Source organism: Lentzea sp. NPDC055074 (assembly GCF_053608005.1).
In genome coordinates, this window is record NZ_JBSGUQ010000008.1 from 1 (window position 1) to 17,802 (window position 17,802).

Sequence of the window (17,802 nt, forward strand, 5' to 3'; positions counted from 1 at the left end):
GGGAAACGGGCCGCGATCCTTTGTGCGGCGGCCACCGCGACCGACGTCTTGCCGATGCCGGGAGGGCCGGTGACGACCAGCACGCCGCCCGGTTCTGCCCCCAGAACTCGGGCAGGAACTGGTACCCCAGCTGGGGTTCTCCGGACTCGTGGTGCGGGTCGAACGAGACCATGCCGATCATCGCGCCGTCGAGAGCGACGACGAAGAAGCCCGTGCGCCGTCCCGGCACCGCGGGCGCCGTGCGGTCGACCTCCTCCCGCGACGGTGAACCACCGATGTAGGTGCCCACCTCCGGCGACGAGAACAACTCGACGAACGCCTCACGGTCGCCCGCCTCGGACGCGCGCAGCACGAGCCGCTCGGTCCTGATCGGGGTGGGTGGCCAGTCAACTGATCCGGGTTCGGTCACGCGATCGACCCTAGAGTGAGGTCATGAGCTCACAGGTGGCGGTGGCATCGCTCGGCGGCACGATCACGATGACGGGCTCCGGCGCGGTGTCGCCGACCCTGGGCGCCCAGGACCTGGTCGCGGGCCTCGAGGTCGGCGAGATCGCCACCCTGGCGACGATCCCCGGCGCCTCGCTCACCTTCGCCACCCTGCTGGAAGCCTTCGACTGGGCCGACAAGCGGGTGTCCGAGGGCGCGCGGGGCGTCGTCGTCATCCAGGGCACCGACACCCTCGAAGAGACCGCGTACTTCTTCGACTGCCTGTGGCCGCACGAGGAACCGGTCGTCGTCACCGGCGCGATGCGCCACCCCGGACTCCCCGGCGCGGACGGCCCGGCCAACCTCGCCGCCGCCGTCGCGGTGGCGGCGTCCGAGAACTCCCGCGGACGCGGCTCGCTGCTGGTGCTGAACGACGAGATCCACGCCGCCCGCTGGGTTCGCAAGGCGCACAGCAGCCGGATGAACGCCTTCGAGTCGTTCCCCGGCCCGTTCGGCATGGTCGTCGAGGGCTCCCCGCAGTACTTCCACCCCGCGCACAAGCTGTTCTCCTTGCCGAGGCCTCTCGACGCGCCCGCGGTCCCGCTCATCGAGGCCACTGTGGACGATGACGGCTCGATCCTGGACTGGTTGAACGTCAAGGGTGTCGTGGTCGCGGCGACCGGCGCCGGACACGTGTCGGCGGGCATGGCCGAGGCGATCTCCCGGGCCCAGGTCCCGGTCGTGGTGGCGTCGAGGACGGGCGCGGGGCCGACGTTCCGCAGCACCTACGGCTTCGTCGGGTCCGAGTCCGACCTGATCCAGCGCGGCGCGATCATGGCCGGGTGGCTGTGCCCTCGCAAGTCACGCGTGCTGCTGCGTCTCGCTATCGGCGCCATGCAGCCTGTCGGGGACGTTTTCGCAGCTCGCGGCGGTGTTTTCTAGCTCTTTTTCACCCGAACGAGCCAGTGGCATGGAGTAAATCCAAGCCATACCGTCATTGGGCATGACCGCGATCATTTCCACCCCGTGCAGCCGGGAGCTCGGCGATGAGCTACGCCGCTTGAGGGAGACGAGCACCCAGTTCCACGGCCGCGCCATGGCAGTCCAGCTGGGCTGGGACCCGAGCAAGGTGTCCGACGTGGAACTCGGCAAGGTGCGCGCGAGCGATGTCGACGTCGTGCAGTACTTGGCGACCTGCGGCAAGAACATCGACTTCATCGAGGCGTTCCGCCGTCGCTACTACAACGCCTTCGACCTGTACTTCGCTCAGATGTCGGACAACGTGGGCACACTCGCGATGACAGAGGCGATGGCGACGAAGATCTTCTCCTACGACGTCCTGATCATGCACGGCCTGATGCAGACGGAGGAGTACGCGTTCCAGCTCTTCGTCGACTCCCACATCGAAGCACCCGAGGACATCGCGAGGCTCGTCCAGGCACGCATGGACCGACAGGCGATCATGCGGCGGCCGAACCGCCCGGAGTGCGTGTTCTTCGTGCACGAACTGGCGTTGCGGATGAAGCTGGGTGACGCGCGCATCCGCGAAGATCAGTACCTGCGCCTGCTGTTCAACACCCACATCCTCAGGATCGTGCCCGCAGACATCTGTGCCTTCCGCTCTCCGGTCACGCTCTACGAGTTCGGCAAGGCGTCCCCGGTCGTGTACAGCGAGTCCGAGACGGCCCAGGTCTGGGCACAGGACAGCGTTGCTGTCGCGCGTGCCAGGCGCCTCTTTCAGCGGCTGGATGCCGTCGCCCTGGATGCGGAACAATCGAAGCGCATGCTGGCTGAGTACGTCAGCGGACTTCGAGAGGACCCTCATGGCGGAACGGACCTGGCGTAAGAGCAGCTACAGCAACGGCGGTACCGCGAACAGCTGCGTGGAGGTGTCGCTGGCTCAGGACGCGCTCGTCCGGGACACGAAGAACGCGAGCGGTCCGGTACTCGCGTTCTCCACCTCTGCCTGGCGCGCCCTGCTCAACTCGCTCTGACGACCGAGGTGTTCGCGGTCTCGACCGTCACCCGCACGGTCTGAGGCGCCAGCGCCTGCAGGTACTGCGCGTGGTCCGACCCGATCGTCTCGCTGAACGCGATGAACGCCAGCCGGGGGAGTTCGAACGCCGTGGTGGCGCAGAAGTCCTCCAGCCGGTCGAACCCGCGCCGGATGCCGGTGGCGTCGAGCCCGAACGTGGCGTGCCGGTCGAGCTTCGCGGCACCGATGTCGAACAGGTGCAGCGCGTGCATGGCGTGCGTGAACGCCATCGCGCACACCTCGATGCGCGAGCACGACAGGAGCAGCGTCCGCACCATCGACGGGTGCAGTGACTTGCCGGACGTGCGGAGGACGACGTCGATGCCGGCGGCGCGGAACTGTTCGACGATCTCGAACAGGCCGGGCACTCCCAGCGGCTCGCCGCCGCCCAGCGTGACGGTCTCGGGGCGCATCGAGATGAGCGCCTGTGCGATGTGCAGCATTCGGTCGTGGCTGAGCCGCGCGTGTGCGACGTCCCAGGTGATGTCCATCGGGCCCCCTTTGGCGGATACGCCAATCCAATCGGGGGTTCTGTCCCGTCGTCAGGTGACCGTTGTCCCGATCTAGGAGGGACTTCCCAGCCCGGCCTCACGGGCCCGCACGATGGCCTGGGCGCGGTCGGCAACCTGGAGCTTGGTGAAGATCGCGGACACCCGGTTGCGGACGGTCTTGCCCGACAGAGTCAGCCGGTGGGCGATCGACGGGTTGTCGAGGCCGGACGCCATCAGCTCCAGCACGTCCCGTTCGCGATCCGTCAGCTGCGGGAACAACACCGCCTTGGACGACGAGATGGCGGTGAAGTAGCCCATCATCCGCTGGGCGATGGTGGCGCTGAAGATCGCCTCGCCGGCTCCTATCGCCTGCACCGCGCGCACGATCTCGTCGTCGTCCGTGGTCTTCACGAGGTAGCCGCGGGCGCCGGCCTTCATCGCCGCGAAGACCAGTTCGTCGTCCTCGTGCATCGTCAGCACGAGGACACCGACGTCCGGCAACACCTCGCGGATCTGCTTCGCGGCCTCGACCCCGCCGAGCACGGGCATGTGCAGGTCCATCACGACGACGTCCGGCTCCAGGTCGAGGACGACGCGGACGGCCTCCTGCCCGTCGGCGGCGTCGCCGACCACGGAGATGCCGTCCTCGCCGTCCAGCAACGCCTTCAAGCCGCGCCGGAACACCGGATGGTCGTCCGCGATCACAACCCGGGTCACTGGGCCTCCAACGGGATCCGCGCCACCACCCGAGTGCCGTGTGGTCGCGCGGGTCCCACTGTGCACGATCCACCCAGCTCCGCGCACCGTTCGCGCATCGAGTCGAGACCTACTCCCGGCCTGGAGCCGGCCGCGACGCCGCGTCCGTCGTCCACGATCTCCACCACGAGATCACCGTCGGCCCGCACGGTGATCATGCAGGTCGACGCGCCGGAATGGCGTGCGGTGTTGGTCAGCGCCTCCGCGACGATCCGGTAGGCGGCGACCTCGACGGCGGCGGACAGCCCCTCGATCGGTTCGGCCTCCACCTCGACCCGCAGCTCACCGTTGAAGCGGGCGGCCTCGTCCCGCACGGCCAGCGCCAGGCCCTGGTCGAGGATCGGTGGCCGCAGCCCGTCGACGAGGCTGCGCACCTCGACGGCCGTGGTGTCGACGTCGGCCAGCACCGGGTCGAGCACGTCGCCGAGCGAGCGGCGCAACGCTTTGAGCTGCAACCGGATCCCGACCAACGCGGGCCCGACGCCGTCGTGCAGGTCTCGCCGCAGCCGCAACCGTTCTTCTTCTCGTGCGCGCACGAGCCGTTCGCGGGCGAGCTGCAGATCGGCGGTCAGCTTGATCGACTGCGCGGCCGGAGCGGTGGAGCGTGCGAGGTCCACCAGCAGAATCAGCTCGCGATCGCTCAGCCGTTCGTCGGGAGCACGTGGTTCCACGACGAGATCGCCGACCTGTGTTCCCCTGTACGTCATGGGAAAGCGCAGCTGCGGCCACCCGCGGCTGCGTCCGTGCTCGGCCAGCACCGACCCACCGCGGATCGCGACGTACGGCAGTTTCAACGCCTCGGCGACGGTCTGGGCCACGGTCGGAAGCACGTCCTGCGACCGTTCGAGCTTCTCGCTCAACATGGACAGCGTCGCGTAGGGGTCAGAACGTTGCCCGTACAGCCAGAGGTCGAGCCTGCGCTGCAACCAGCTGCGGATCGGCGCGAACGCCAGTCCCGCGGCCACGACCCCGATGACCTCGGCGTCGTTGGTGAACAGCTCGCCCGCCCCGATCATCACGCCGAGGTAGAGCAGCAGCAGGACGACCGTCAACGAGCCGTAGAGCAACGACCGGTGGATCAGCAGGCTGATGTCGTAGAGCCCGTACCGCACGATCGCGATCACCGCGGCGGCCGGAAACGCCAGCACACCGACGATCCACGCGATGTGGCCGTCCGTCGTCTCCACCACGGTCGCGACGCCCGCCAGCGTCAGCAACGCGAACGCCCACACGAGCAACCGGCGTTCGTCCCCTTCGGCCCTCCGCCACCGCAGAGCCAGGGACACGACCGCCGCGAGCACCGAGACCCCGGCCGCGAGCACGGCGACCAGCGTGATCGTCTTCGCGAGCCCGCCCCCGCCGGACTGCCAGAACGACGCGGGATCGCCCCACGAGGCCCAGGCGATCCCGATCGTGCCGACGACAGCACTGAACAGCGACGCGCCGATGGCGATCCACCAGCGGTTGCTCAGGGGCCTGCCGTTCGGGAAGACCAGCGCCACAGCGGGCAACAGCGCGTACGTGGGCCACCAGACCCACGCCTCGACCCATCGGGCGGGATGGTCCTCCGGCTGCCCCGCGACCGCGACAGCGATGCCGCCGAACACGCCCATGACCAGCAGCAGCCACCCGACGGACGACCTGCGGACGTGGCCGATCACGCGCACCCCGAGAAGGGTGCAGGCGAACGCGACCAGCCAGTTCCGCGGATGCGAGACGGCGCCGGTGACCGCTGTGTGCACGACGGCGAAGAGCACACACGCGGCCACCAACGCACCAATGACGCGAGCGAGGGTGACCTCGCGTCGCGTCAGTCGCTGAGCCAGTGCCACAGGTTGTGGAACGGAGAACCGGCGTCGAGCGTGGACAGGCCTCCCGGCCAGCCCTGGAACGTCATGATCCGGTGACGCAGCTCTTCCACGGTCTTCGGTTCGGCGGGCTTGTGGCTGTGATCGAAATCGACGTCCCCAGGCGGCGCGTTCATCGCGCGCACCTGAAGCTCCGCGTACCAGGCGAGGAGCTCTTCGTCGGACATGTGCGAAAAGTACGGCGGCGTTACTTTCTGCCCGGACTTCGACATGCCTGGAAGGAGTCGTGGGCACTCGTCTGGATACACGAGTGCCCACGAACTTCTGAGAACTTTCTCGGATCAGCTCACGGCAGGACCTGGATCTTGCGGCCCACACCCGCCTTGAACTGGTCCAACGCCCCCGCGTAACCGTCCAGGGGCACCCTGTCACTGATGAAGATCTCGGGGTCCAGTACTCCGGTCGCGAACAGGTCCGCCGCCCGTTCGAACGAGTGCAGCACCGCCATCGAGCCGGTGATGGTGATCTCCTGGTTGTAGATCTTGTACGGCTCGATGGTCACGCGGGCGGAGTAGTCCGAGACGCCGAACTGGAGGAACGTGCCGCCCTTGGCGACCCGGTTGATGCCGTCCTGGATGGCCTTCTCGTTGCCCGTGGCGTCGATGACGACGTCCCAGCCCTGCGGCCGGTCCAGCTCGTCCGCCCCCGTGGCCACGTTGGTGACGCCGAGCTGCACGGCGGTCTTGAGGCGCTCCTCGTTGAGGTCGACCACGTCGATCGACGACGCGCCCGTGAGCTTGCCGAGCTGCAGCATCATCAGGCCCATCGTGCCCGAGCCGTAGATCAGCACCCGGGACGCCATCTGCGACCGCAGCACGTCGTAGCCGCGCACGGCGCACGACAGCGGCTCGATCAGCGCGGCGTCCTCGAGCCGCACGTGGTCGGGCAGCTTCACGCAGTTCGCGACGGGCGCCACGGCGAACTCCGCCGCGCCACCGGCCGTGGTGACGCCGATGGCGGCCCAACGCTCGCAGAGGTTGTTCTTGCCGTTGCGGCACATCCGGCACTCGTGGCAGTAGAGCGACGGGTCGACGGCCACGCGGTCGCCGACCTGGAGCTCGTTGACCTGCGAGCCGATCTCGACGATCGTGCCGGCGAACTCGTGGCCCGGCACGACCGGCAGCGTCGGCGCGAACTCGCCCTGCAGGATGTGCAGGTCGGTGCCGCAGAGTCCGCACGCCGCCACGTCCACGACCACTTCGCGCGGACCGCACTTGGGATCGTCCACAGTGGTCACCTCGACGGACCCGACGCCCGTGATCACTGCTGCTTTCACTTGACCGCTCCCAACGAAAGGCCCTGGACGAGCTTGTCCTGGGCGGCGAACCCGGCGATGAGCACCGGCAGAGAGACCACGACCGCGGCCGCGCACACCTTGGCCAGGAACAGGCCCTGGGAGGTGACGAACCCGGTGAGGTACACGGGGGCGGTACCGGCGACGACACCGGTCAGCACCCGTGCGAAGAGCAACTCGTTCCAGCTGAAGATGAAGCAGATCAACGCCGTCGCCGCGATGCCCGGCATGGCGATCGGTGCCACCACCCGGCGCAGGGTCGTGACGAGCCCGGCGCCGTCGATCGAGGCCGCTTCGAGGATCTCCTTGGGGACCTCGGCGAGGAACGACCGCATGAGCCACACCGCGATCGGCAGGTTCATCGAGCAGTACAGCAGCGTGAGGAACGAGATGTTGTCGAGCATCCCGGAGAACTGCGCGATCAGGTAGATCGGCAGCAGCGCCGCGACGACCGGCATCATCTTGGTGGAGAGGAAGAAGAACAGGACGTCCGTCCACTTCTCCACCGGCTTGATCGACAACGCGTACGCGGCCGGGATCGCCAGCAGCAGCACGATGATCGTCGATCCGATCGAGGCGCTGAACGAGTTGATCAGCGGCGGCCACGCGCCCGCGTCGAAGAACTCGGCGTAGCCGTCCAGCGTCAGCGGCGCCGTGAGGGACGGCGGGTTCGTAGCGGCGTCCGACTCGCTGTGCAGCGACGTCAGGAACATCCAGGCCACCGGCGCGAAGAACACGAGGCCGGAGAACCAGGCGAGCACGCCCCAAATCCTGCTCATCGCTTCTCCTCCTTGAACAGCGACGACACCGTGCGCAGCGCGAACGTCGCGATCAGGATCGACCCCGCCACCACGATGACGCCGGCCGCGGAGGCCTCGCCGTACTCGTGGGCCTGGTAGAAGGTCTGGTAGATCATGTACGGCAGGTTCGCCGTGCCCAGACCGCCGGACGTGATGGTGAAGACCGCGTCGAAGTTCTGCACGATGTAGATCGACCCGAGCAGCCCGCCGAGCTCCAGGTACTGGCGCAGGTGCGGGAACGTCAGGTACCGGAAGATCTGGAACGACGACGCGCCGTCGATCGTGGCCGCCTCGACCGGTTCGATCGGCTTGGACTGCAGGCCCGCCAGCAGGATCAGCATCATGAACGGCGTCCACTGCCACACCAGCGACAGCACGACGGCGCTCATCGGCATGGTGGAGATCCAGTCCGGCTGGGCGTCGAAGCCCAGCCAGTTCAGGATTCCGTTGAACAGGCCGTACTCCGGGTTGTAGAGCACGTGCTTCCAGATCAGCGCCGCCGCCACCGGGACGACGAGGAACGGCGCGATGAGCATGGTGCGCACGAACCCGCGGCCCTTGAACTTCTTGTCCAGCAGCAGAGCCAGGCCCAGCCCGAGGACCAGGCTGATCAGCACCACCGACGCCGTGAGCACGATCGTGTTGACGACCGAGGAGCGCAGGTCGGGGTCGGTGAAGACGTTGACGTAGTTGTCGAACCCGGCGAACCCGCGGTTGGTGGGGTCGAGCGAGTTCCACTTCATGAACGAGATCACCAGCGTCGCCACGAACGGCAGCTGCGTCACGACGATCAGGAAGATGAGGGCGGGCAGCAGAGGCGCCCGCCGCGTCCACTTCGAGTACCCCTTGCGGGGGACGGGGGGCGGCCGGTCGACGACCGACCGCTCCCTCGTTATGACCGCCATGTCACTGCCCCTTGTACTTCGCGGCGACCTTCTCGGCGAGTCCCTGACCGTTGTTCAGCGCGTCGTCCACCGTGACCGCACCGGCGATCGCCGAGCTGATCTGCTGCGACACCTGGGTGCCGAGGTCGGTGAACTCGGGGATGCCGACGAACTGGATGCCGGGGGCCGGACGTTCCTGCACACCGGGGTTGAGCGGCTTCGCGCCCTTGATCGCGGCCTCGGCCATCGCGGAGAAGCTGCCGGAGGACTGCTTGTACTCGGGACGCTGGTAGGTCGACGAGCGCTTGCCGTCGGGGAGCTTCGACCAGCCGAGGTTCTTGCCGACGAGCTCCTCGTAGCCCTTGCCGGACGCCCACGAGATGAACTTCCAGGCGTTGTCCTGCTTCTTCGAGGCCTTCTGGATGCCGAACGCCCACGTGTAGAGCCAGCCGGAGCTGTCGGTCTTCACGACCGGCGCCTGGGTGAAGCCGAGCTTGCCCTTGATCGGCGAGTCGTCGGCCTCGAGCAGGCCGGCGGCGACCGTGGCGTCGTACCACATCGCGACCTTGCCCTGCGTCATGTTGTTGAGGCACTCGGCGAAACCGGCCTGCGGGGCGCCCGCCTCACCGTAGTTGCGCACCAGGTCGACGTAGAACTTGGTGGCCTCCTTGAACTCCGGCGCGTTGACCTGCGCCTGCCAGTCCTTGGTGAACCACGTGCCGCCGAAGGTGTTCACGACCGTCGTGAGCGGCGCCATGACCTGGCCCCAGCCCGGCTGGCCGCGCAGGCAGATGCCGCGCACCTCGGGCGTCGCGACCTTCTGCGCCGCTTCCGCGACCTGCTGCCAGGTCGGCTTCTCGGGCAGCGTGACGCCCTTGGCCTCGAAGATGTCCTTGCGGTACATGAGGAACGACGACTCGCCGTAGAACGGCTGCGCGTAGACCTTGCCGTCCGCCGCGGTCAGCGACTGCCTGATCGGCTCCAGGATGTCGGCCTGGTCGAACGCGCTGTCCTTGGACACGAAGTCGTCCATCGGCGCGAGCCAGCCGTTCTTGGCGAACATCGGCGTCTCGTAGTTGGAGATCGTCGCGACGTCGTACTGGCCCGCCTGGCTGGAGAAGTCCTGGCTGATCTTGTCCCGGACGTCGTTCTCGGGCAGCACGGTGAAGTTCACCTTGATGCCGGTGTCCTTCGTGAAGTTGTCCGCGGTGAGCTTCTGCAGGTCCTGCATCTGCGGGTTGTTCACCATCAGGACGTTCACCGAGTTCTCACCACCGCCCCCGCCGCCGGCTCCCGAGCAGGCGGACGCGAGCAGCAACACGGCGGTAGCGGCTCCGAGTGTGCGAATCGACGACATCGTCGGTTCCTTTCAAGGGTTTTTGGGCGCGCTGAAGACGGGGGAAGTCCGCGCCCAAATGTTGTGAGGGCGGTCAGGCTCTGATGACCTTGGGGCCTAGCAACGTGTAGCGGTGGGCCTCGTGCGCGGTGAGGCCGCTGTCGGTGACCACTGCCTCCAGATCGGAGACCTCGGCGAACCGGTGGAAGCTGGACACGCCGAACTTCGTGTGCGTCCCGACGAAGATCTTGCGCCGGGACGCGGCGAGCGCCTTCGACTTCACCGCGCCGACCGCCGGGTCGGGCGTGGTCAGACCGTGCTCACGGGAGATGCCGTTCGCACCGATGTACGCGAGGTCGATGACCATCTCGCCGAGCATCCTGGTGGTCCAGTGGTCCACAGTGGCCAGTGTGTGGCCCCTGACGCGCCCGCCCAGCAGCAGGACGGTGCACGAAGGGTGCTCGGACATCGCCGCCGCGGTCGGGAGGCTTGCCGTGATGATGGTCAACGGGTTGGTCGTGGGCAACGCCTCCGCGACGAGCTGCGGCGTGTAGCCCTCGTCGATGAAGACCGTCTCGGCGTCGTCGAGCCTTTCTGCGGCCGCCTTCGCGATGCGCCGCTTCTCCGGGACGTGCGACCCGGCGCGGAACCGGAGCCCTGTCTCGAAGCCGGCGCTCTCGACCGGCACACCGCCACCGTGCGTGCGGCGCACCAGGCCGTGTTCGTCGAGCACGCGAAGATCGCGCCTGACCGTTTCGGGCGCGACGCGCAGTTCCTGCGCCATCTCCACCACGTCGACGCGGCCGTCGGCGCGGGCCCTGGCCAGGATGCGGCGCTTGCGTTCCTCGGCTCGCATGTCACCTGCCCACTCGGCTCTCGGTTTGCCCGTTCGGGCCGTGCATAGATGAAACACCCTGGAAACACTGTGGTCGCCACCACAACTGGGTGACATCCTGCCCGATTTTCGCCCGCTTCGCCGTGTGTGACGAGGTGTTCACGCAGGTCGACCAGACTGGGCACGCCCGAACCGCCGTCCAGACGTGCCCGGATGGCCTCCAGATCGTTGGTGAATTCGGTGGAACCGGGCGGATCGGATCGCAGTCGAACAGGGGTCGGACGAGGGGACGAGCGCATGAAGTGGATCGCTGGGCTGTTCGCCCTGGTGATCTTGGGGGCCGGTGTCCTTCTGGGACTGACGGGCTTCACGAAGTTCGATCCCGCCGGAGGGACGAAGCCCGTGGCGGACTCCGGTGTGGCTCGGGTGACCGGCTGCACCAGCAGGGGACCGGTCAGCAGGCACGGCTTCGGAACCTGGTGGATCTGCCAGGCCGACGTCGAGTGGCAGAGCGGGGGCACGGCACGGGTGACGGCCGAACCGGGCCAGCTCACGCCGTCCGACCAGGGGTCCGAGGTGCCGGTGGTGCAGCGGGGCGAGGGCAAGGTCCGCAACGGCTCGGGCAACCCGCCGGTGTACCGGGCCGACTTCGAGCCGAGCGTCGTGCTCGGCATCGGATCGGTGCTCGGAGGTCTGGCGGTAGGTGGAATCGGGGCGCTGGCCGTTCTGGGCACGGTGGCGTCCCGTCGCAAGAAGGCACAGGAGAGGGACTACTAGATGAACCCGGCAGCAGCTGATCCCGACGCGATGATGCGTCAGTGGAACGAGCAGATCCAGGCCAAGCTCAAGCAGGCCGACGAGATGAAGCAGGTCGCGAACGCCGTGTCGGTGACACAGCGTTCTTCTGACGGTTCGCTGTCCGTCACGGTCGACCAGAACGGTGTCGTCTCGGCGCTGGACCTGACCGACGCGGCGTTGCGCAAGCAGCCCGCGCAGCTCTCTGCCGAGATCCTCGGTGCGATGAGGACGGCTCAGGCGCAGATCGCGGCTCGGATGCAGGAGGTCATGGCGCCGATCATCGGTAACGACTCCGCGACCATGGACGCGCTCATGGGCGGTTACGAGGAGCGCTTCCCCGAGCCCCCGCCCGTGGACCCGACGCCTCCGCGTCCCACCGGTCCCTCCGACGACGACGACTTCGGCGGGCACAACTTCGCCCGCGACGACAAGGGCTGGTGATCAGCGTGACCGCGGCAGGGTTCAACGTCCAGACGCAGGCGATGCGCGAGCACGCCAACCGGCTCGCCGGGATCGTGAGGCAGATCGAGATGGCCCAGCAGGCCATCGGGCAGGCGCAGATCAACGGCGCCAACGCGTACGGGATCCTCTGCAGCCCGTTGCTGGAGCCGATCATGGGCACCATCGAGGCCGCCGGCACCGGTGCCGTCAACACCGCGCACGGCGTCGTCGACGCCACTGTGGACGGTGTCAACGGGATGGCGGACGTGTACGACAACGTCGACCGGGCTGTCGGCGGCAACTTCCAGAAGATCGTCGAGAAGCTCGGGGAGCTGACGTCATGACCGCACCGAACCCGTTGGTGGCCAAGGCCCCTGACGCTCCCGGCGCTCTGGCCGGCCTCAACCTGGTCGAGCCGGCGGCGGACGCGGTCTCGGCGGTCCAGCGCGGTGACTGGGCGGAGGCGGGCATCAACGTCCTCGGCGCGGGCATCGACGCGCTGGGCTTCCTGACCGACCCGTTCGGCACGCTGCTGTCGTCGGCGTTCGCGTGGTTCATCGAGCACGTCGAGCCGCTGAAGTCGATGCTCGACTCGCTGGCCGGCAACCCCGGTGTGATCAACCAGAACGCCGCCACCTGGGGCAACGTCGGTGACCACCTCAAGAGGGCCGGCGAGGACATGGCTCGCCTGGTCGACGCCGACACCAGCGCGTGGCAGGGTGCCGCGGTCTCCGCGTACACCGCAGTGGCGAAGGCCGAGACGCTCGGCGTGAAAGCCGCCGGTCTCGCCGCCGAGGGCGTCGGCGCCGCACTGACGGGCGCGGGCGTCGCCGTCGCCACGGTGCGCACGATCGTGCGCGACCTGATCTCGATGGCGATGAGCGAGCTCGTGCAGGCGCTGATCCGGTGGGCGGCGGCCGCGTTGCTCACGGTCGGCCTCGCGACGCCGGGCATCGTCGCCGACGGCATCCGGCTGATCATGAAGTGGGCCAAGAAGGTCTCGGACTGGCTCGACAAGGTGATCACGACGATCCGGAACCTGTCGAAGGTCGTCAACAAGATCTTCGAGGTCCTGGAGAAGTGCAAGACCGGCCTGGCGGCGATCATGCCGAAGGGCGCGGCGGACGCCATCGTCGACACGACCTCGATCGGCATCGTGAAGAACCTGCCGACCGAGGCCGCGAAGGCCGACGACTCGCCCTACGCGACCAGGTGAGGTTCGGGGGTGGCACTCCCGGCCACCCCCGGCCCCCGTCCTACTTGAGCCAGGCCGCCGCGTCGGGTGGGAGCTGGCCGTTCGTCAGCGGGACGCTTGACAACGTTGGCACGCCGGGCAGATCGATCGGCGCGTCCGACAGGTTCACGACGCAGGTGGTGTCGTTCCGCTTGAACGCCAGCACGTTCTCGCCGAGGTCGAGCCACTCCAGGTCGCCGTCGACGCCCCGGCGGTGCGCGAACACCTGCCGGTACAGCGAGAGCATCGAGTCCGGGTCGTCCGTCTGCACCGCGACCGAGAAGTCCTGCCAGTTCTCCGGCTGCGGCAACCAGCTTGGACCGTCCTCAGAGGACCAGGGGAGCGGCACGCGGCACCCGTCCCGGCCCCGGTCGGTGAAGCCCGAGCGGTGCCACACCGGGTCCTCGCGCAGCTCGTCCGGCAGGTCCTCGACCTCCCAGAGTCCCAGCTCCTCGCCCTGGTAGACGTAGACGCCGCCGGGCAGTGCCGCCGTCAGCATGATCGCCGCACGGGCCCTGCGCGTGCCCAGCTCGAAGTCGGTCGGGGCGCCGTGCTGCCTGTCCGCGAAGGAGAACCCGGTCTTCTCGCGGCCGTAGCGGGTCACGTGTCTCGTGACGTCGTGGTTCGAGAGCACCCAGGTCGGCGGTGCGCCAACGGGTTCATGCGCGGCGAGAGTGGAGTCGACGACCTTGCGCAGCTCGCCGGCGTTCCACGGGCAGCACAGGAAGTCGAAGTTGAACGCGCTGTGCATCTCGTCCTGCCGGAGGTACCGGGCGAACCGGACCGGGTCGGGCAGCCACATCTCACCGACGAGGATGCGGTCGCCGTCGTACTCGTCGACGATCTCGCGCCACCGGCGGTAGATGTCGTGCACGCCGTCCTGGTCGGAGTAGGGGAGGTCCGCGTTCGGTTTGCTGAAGTCCTTGACCAGGCCGTCGGCGACGTCGATGCGGAAGCCGTCGACACCGCGGTCGAGCCAGAACCGCAGGATGTCCTCGAACTCGTCGTGGACGAGCTTGTTCTCCCAGTTGAAGTCCGGCTGCTCGGCGGCGTAGAGGTGCAGGTACCAGCGTCCGTCGTCGAGCCTGCTCCACGCCGGACCGCCGAAGCGCGACTGCCAGTCGTTCGGGATCTCGTCGCCGTCCCGGACGTGGAAGCGGTCCCACAGGCCGTCCTTGAACCACGGGTGCTGGTCGCTGCTGTGGTTCGGGACGAGGTCGATGATGATCCGGATGCCCAGGCCGTGCGCGTCCGCGATGAGCTTCTCGGCGTCGGCGAGCGACCCGAACACCGGCTCGATGTCGCGGTAGTCCGCCACGTCGTAGCCGCCGTCGGCGAGAGGGCTCGGGTACCACGGGTTCAGCCAGATCGCGTCGAAGCCGAGGCTCGCGATGTGCTGGAGCCTGGCGCGGAGACCGGCCAGGTCACCGATGCCGTCCCCGTTGCCGTCCGCGAAGCTGCGCAGGTAGACCTGGTAGATGGATGCGTTGCGCCACCAACTCATGTGGTGTCCTTTCACCCTTTTACGCCGCCCGCGGTGAGCCCCGCGAGGATGTGCCGCTGGAACGCCAGGAACAGCGCCACCATCGGCAGGCTCGCCAGCACGAGGCCCGCGAGCAGGAGGTTGATCGGTGTGTCCGGCGCGAAGCGTTGAAGCGCAACGCTGAGCGTCTGCTTCGCCGGATCGGGGAACACGAGCAGCGGCCAGATGAAGTCCTTCCACGCCGCCACGACCGCGAAGATCGAGACGACGGCGAGGATGGGGCGTGAGATCGGCAGCACGATGCGGACGAGCGTCGTCCACGTGTTCGCGCCGTCGATCCTGGCCGCTTCGAGGAGCTCTTCCGGGATCTGGTCGAAGAAGCGTTTGAGCAGGTAGACGTTCAGCGCGTTCGCCGCGGCGGGCAACCAGATGCCCGCCGGGTTGTTCAGCAGGTCCAGGTCCGTGAGCGTGAGGTAGACCGGGACCAGCACGGCCGTCGAGGGCAACATCAGCGTCGCCAGCATCAGGCCCATGATCACGTTGCCGAAGATCGGCCGCAGTTTGCTCAGCGCGTAGGCCGCGGGAACGATCACGGCCATCTGCACCGCCCACGCGCCGATCGCGACGACGAGCGTGTTGACGAAGAACTTGCCGAGCTCCATGTAGTTCCAGGCGTCGACGTACGCGCCCGGTTCCCAGGTCCGCGGCAGGATCGTCGGTGGTTGCTGGGCCAGCTCCGCCGGCGGTTTGAACGCGCCGAGCAGCACCCACACGAGCGGGAGCAGGAACGCCGCGGTGAACAGGACCAGCGTGCCGGCGAGAACGACCCAGTAGAGCGGGCCGGTGCCCCTGGTGAGAGTCCTCATGCGTCGGCCTTCTTCGTGATCTGGAGATAGAGGAAGGAGAAGACGCCCAGCACCGCGAAGAGGATGAGGCTCAGCGCGCTCGCGGTGCCGAAGTCGTTGTAGTAGAAGGCGTACCGGTACAGCAGGAGCAGCACGGTGACCGTGGACTCCTCCGGCCCACCGCCGGTCATGATGAACGGCTCGGTGAAGACCTGCATCGTCGCCACGACCTGCAGCAGCAACAGCATGAGGATCACGAACTTGGTCTGCGGGATCGTGACGTGCCAGACCTTCTTGACGATCCCCGCGCCGTCCAGGTCCGCGGCCTCGTAGAGCTCACCGGGGATGGTCTGCAGCGCGGCCAGGTAGATCAGCGTCGCGCTGCCCATGTTCGCCCAGGTGATCACCAGGACGAGGCTGACCATGCTGGTGCTCGCGGAGTCCAGCCACTGGAGCGTGGGGAGGTTCAGTCCTCTGAGGACGGAGTTGAACAGGCCCGGTCCCGGGTCGTAGAACCACTTCCACAGCAGGGCCGTCACGACCGGCGGCAACATCACCGGCAGGTAGACCAGCAGGCGGAAGTAGCCCTTGGCGTGCCGCAGCTCGTTGAGCACCACGGCCGTCAGGAACGGGACCCCGAACCCGAGGACCAGCGCGAGAAGCGTGAAGTACAGCGTGTTGCGCCACGCCACCCCGAACAGCGGGTCCGCGAAGAGTCGTTCGAAGTTCTCCCAGCCGACCCAGTCGGGACTCGTGACGAAGTTGACCTGCTGGAAGCTCAGGACCACCCCGCGCACGACGGGCCACCAGGAGAAGATCGCGAAGACGACCAGCGCGAGACTCAGGAAGCCGTACGCGGTGACGTGGCGCCGCACCTACTTCACCTGCGCCAGAACGGCGTTGACCTTGGTCTCCGCGTCCTTCAGCAGTGCCGCGTGGTCCGCGTCCTTGTTCGTCAGGGTCGCCTGCACCACGCTGTCGAGGATCGCGTAGACCTGCTGCGCCTGCGGCGGTTCGAGCGAGCCCTTGGTCTTCTCGGAACCGTCCACGTAGGCCTGGAAGTTCTTCACCGGCATGGTGGCGTACTTGGCCTTCAGGTCTTCCTGCTTCTGCCGCGGCCCACCGGTCCAGATGTCGGCGATCGGCGGGATCGGGAGGCCGACGGGCTGACCGCGGTCCTTGTACTTCTGCAGGTTGCCCTCGAGCCGGTCCGGGTTCAGGTACTTCCACTGGATCCACTTGAGGCCGGCCTTGATCTTCTCCGGCGTGGCCTTCGGGTTGATCATGTAGCCCTCGCCGCCGAGCAGGGTGCCCTTCTGCTCCGGGATCGCGGCCAGACCGTAGTCGTCGTACTTGCCCTTGAACTGGTTGACGATCGCGGCGACGTTGTCCGGCGCGGCCAGGTACATGCCGAGCTGCCCGGCGCCCATCATGTTCTGCACGTCGCCGATCTCCAGGAGCTGCTTCTCGCCCATGGAGTTGTCGTCCCAGCGCATCTCCTTGAGCCTGCGCAGGACTTCCTTGCCCTTGTCGTTGTTGAAGTCGGCGACGTACTTGTCGCCGTCCTTCTTCGCGACGTCACCGCCGACGGACTTGATCCACGTCGTGAAGTGCCAGCCGCCCTGGTTGCTCTTGCTGTACTCGGCGAACCCGGTGACGCCGGCGTCCTTGAGCTTCTTCGCGGCGCTGCGCACCTCGTCCCACGTCTTCGGCGGCGAGTCGGGATCGAGGCCTGCCTTGGTGAAGTTGGCGCGGCTGTAGAGCAGGCCCATCGTGTAGTTGGCCGTCGGCAGCCCGTAGACCTTGCCGTCGACCGTGAAGACGTCCTTGAGCTCCTGCTTGAGGTCGCCGTAGTGCGGCACGTCCTTGACGTAGTCCGTGAGGTCGGCGGCCTGCTTGCGTGCGATGAGAGCGGCGGGATCGGTGAAGTAGACGTAGAAGACGTCCTCCAGCTGGCCACCGGCGAGCTTGGCGCTGAACGTCTTCGGGTCCATGAACCCCTCGTGCGGCACGAGGTCGATGTCCGGGTTCGCTGTCTCGAACTCCGCGACGTCCTCGTCGAACACCTTGCGGTCGAACGCCTGCGTCTGCGGAGGCTGACCGTTGATGTTGATCTGGACCTTGCCGCCGGGCTCGGTCGTGGAACCGCTCCCACAGCCGACGGAGCTTAGGGCCAGGACACCGCCAATCAGCACGGCAGCGGACTTCTTCATGGTGGGGCCGCCCTTCTCGCGAGCGCGTCGATGTGACGGCGACCATAAGGCGCCGTTACATCT

The 17,802-nt window shown here is 67.6% G+C and carries 21 protein-coding genes; 7 read left to right on the forward strand and 14 right to left on the reverse strand.

Features of this window, described 5'->3' with window-relative positions:
• A partial coding sequence (locus ACWF7A_RS19580; protein ID WP_452251874.1) for a GNAT family N-acetyltransferase occupies positions 1-409 on the reverse strand: 409 nt, incomplete at its 3' end.
• 23 nt (positions 410-432) lie between these two features.
• On the opposite strand from ACWF7A_RS19580, the gene ACWF7A_RS19585 reads away from it, so the two are divergent.
• The 3 genes from ACWF7A_RS19585 (at position 433) to ACWF7A_RS19595 (ending at position 2,420) form a co-directional block, all read left to right on the forward strand.
• Entirely contained in the window at positions 433-1,368 is a 936-nt protein-coding gene (locus tag ACWF7A_RS19585) for an asparaginase (RefSeq protein WP_452251875.1), read from the forward strand.
• 61 nt (positions 1,369-1,429) lie between these two features.
• Positions 1,430-2,272 carry a helix-turn-helix domain-containing protein gene (locus tag ACWF7A_RS19590; RefSeq protein WP_452251876.1) on the forward strand — a complete coding sequence of 281 codons (843 nt, stop codon included), beginning with the start codon at positions 1,430-1,432 and terminating at the stop codon, positions 2,270-2,272.
• Complete coding sequence (locus tag ACWF7A_RS19595; RefSeq protein WP_452251877.1) at positions 2,250-2,420, forward strand: DUF397 domain-containing protein; 171 nt, start codon at positions 2,250-2,252, stop codon at positions 2,418-2,420. The genes ACWF7A_RS19590 and ACWF7A_RS19595 overlap by 23 nt, the downstream gene beginning before the upstream one ends.
• Here the strand turns inward: ACWF7A_RS19595 and ACWF7A_RS19600 are convergent.
• The 9 genes from ACWF7A_RS19600 to ACWF7A_RS19640 form a co-directional block, all read right to left on the reverse strand.
• Entirely contained in the window at positions 2,407-2,952 is a 546-nt protein-coding gene (locus tag ACWF7A_RS19600) for a hypothetical protein (protein WP_452251878.1), read from the reverse strand. The two genes, ACWF7A_RS19595 and ACWF7A_RS19600, sit on opposite strands and share 14 nt — an antisense overlap.
• A 72-nt stretch (positions 2,953-3,024) precedes the next feature.
• Positions 3,025-3,669: a response regulator gene (locus tag ACWF7A_RS19605; protein WP_452251879.1), complete on the reverse strand. Its 645-nt coding sequence runs from the start codon at positions 3,667-3,669 to the stop codon at positions 3,025-3,027.
• Complete coding sequence (locus ACWF7A_RS19610; protein ID WP_452251880.1) at positions 3,666-5,477, reverse strand: ATP-binding protein; 1,812 nt, start codon at positions 5,475-5,477, stop codon at positions 3,666-3,668. Before ACWF7A_RS19610 ends, ACWF7A_RS19605 begins: the two co-directional genes overlap by 4 nt.
• Positions 5,478-5,518: 41 nt before the next feature.
• Positions 5,519-5,743 carry a hypothetical protein gene (locus ACWF7A_RS19615; protein WP_452251881.1) on the reverse strand — a complete coding sequence of 75 codons (225 nt, stop codon included), beginning with the start codon at positions 5,741-5,743 and terminating at the stop codon, positions 5,519-5,521.
• Positions 5,744-5,862: 119 nt separating this feature from the next.
• Entirely contained in the window at positions 5,863-6,852 is a 990-nt protein-coding gene (locus ACWF7A_RS19620) for a zinc-dependent alcohol dehydrogenase family protein (RefSeq protein WP_452251882.1), read from the reverse strand.
• Positions 6,849-7,649, reverse strand: a complete 801-nt coding sequence (locus ACWF7A_RS19625; protein ID WP_452251883.1) for a carbohydrate ABC transporter permease — start codon at positions 7,647-7,649, stop codon at positions 6,849-6,851. Before ACWF7A_RS19625 ends, ACWF7A_RS19620 begins: the two co-directional genes overlap by 4 nt.
• Positions 7,646-8,575 carry a carbohydrate ABC transporter permease gene (locus tag ACWF7A_RS19630; protein ID WP_452251884.1) on the reverse strand — a complete coding sequence of 310 codons (930 nt, stop codon included), beginning with the start codon at positions 8,573-8,575 and terminating at the stop codon, positions 7,646-7,648. The genes ACWF7A_RS19625 and ACWF7A_RS19630 overlap by 4 nt, the downstream gene beginning before the upstream one ends.
• A 1-nt stretch (position 8,576) precedes the next feature.
• Positions 8,577-9,911 (reverse strand): ABC transporter substrate-binding protein, encoded by a 1,335-nt coding sequence (locus tag ACWF7A_RS19635; protein WP_452251885.1) that lies wholly within the window; start codon positions 9,909-9,911, stop codon positions 8,577-8,579.
• Positions 9,912-9,984: 73 nt separating this feature from the next.
• Positions 9,985-10,746, reverse strand: a complete 762-nt coding sequence (locus tag ACWF7A_RS19640; RefSeq protein WP_452251886.1) for a DeoR/GlpR family DNA-binding transcription regulator — start codon at positions 10,744-10,746, stop codon at positions 9,985-9,987.
• A 276-nt stretch (positions 10,747-11,022) separates the two neighbouring features.
• Between ACWF7A_RS19640 and ACWF7A_RS19645 the strand changes: the two genes are divergently transcribed.
• Genes ACWF7A_RS19645 through ACWF7A_RS19660 form a run of 4 tightly spaced genes read left to right on the forward strand, consistent with a single transcriptional unit; the run spans position 11,023 to position 13,180 of the window.
• A complete protein-coding gene (locus ACWF7A_RS19645; protein WP_452251887.1) occupies positions 11,023-11,502 on the forward strand; it encodes a DUF6346 domain-containing protein in 480 nt (159 codons plus the stop codon).
• Positions 11,503-11,964, forward strand: a complete 462-nt coding sequence (locus ACWF7A_RS19650) for a YbaB/EbfC family nucleoid-associated protein (RefSeq protein ID WP_452251888.1) — start codon at positions 11,503-11,505, stop codon at positions 11,962-11,964.
• A gap of 5 nt (positions 11,965-11,969) precedes the next feature.
• Positions 11,970-12,308, forward strand: a complete 339-nt coding sequence (locus ACWF7A_RS19655) for a type VII secretion target (RefSeq protein ID WP_452251889.1) — start codon at positions 11,970-11,972, stop codon at positions 12,306-12,308.
• Positions 12,305-13,180, forward strand: a complete 876-nt coding sequence (locus tag ACWF7A_RS19660; protein ID WP_452251890.1) for a WXG100 family type VII secretion target — start codon at positions 12,305-12,307, stop codon at positions 13,178-13,180. The genes ACWF7A_RS19655 and ACWF7A_RS19660 overlap by 4 nt, the downstream gene beginning before the upstream one ends.
• Before the next feature lie 40 nt (positions 13,181-13,220).
• Here the strand turns inward: ACWF7A_RS19660 and ACWF7A_RS19665 are convergent, their stop codons facing one another.
• From ACWF7A_RS19665 to ACWF7A_RS19680, 4 genes are read right to left on the reverse strand one after another with little or no spacing between them, the layout of a single operon-like run.
• Positions 13,221-14,702, reverse strand: coding sequence for a glycoside hydrolase family 13 protein (locus ACWF7A_RS19665; RefSeq protein WP_452251891.1), 1,482 nt, complete (start codon positions 14,700-14,702; stop codon positions 13,221-13,223).
• An 11-nt stretch (positions 14,703-14,713) separates the two neighbouring features.
• Entirely contained in the window at positions 14,714-15,547 is an 834-nt protein-coding gene (locus tag ACWF7A_RS19670; protein WP_452251892.1) for a carbohydrate ABC transporter permease, read from the reverse strand.
• The gene (locus ACWF7A_RS19675) at positions 15,544-16,401 is read right to left on the reverse strand and encodes a carbohydrate ABC transporter permease (RefSeq protein WP_452251893.1); all 858 of its coding nucleotides are present in this window, start codon (positions 16,399-16,401) and stop codon (positions 15,544-15,546) included. The genes ACWF7A_RS19670 and ACWF7A_RS19675 overlap by 4 nt, the downstream gene beginning before the upstream one ends.
• Positions 16,402-17,739, reverse strand: a complete 1,338-nt coding sequence (locus ACWF7A_RS19680; protein ID WP_452251894.1) for an ABC transporter substrate-binding protein — start codon at positions 17,737-17,739, stop codon at positions 16,402-16,404.
• Positions 17,740-17,802 lie beyond the last annotated feature (63 nt).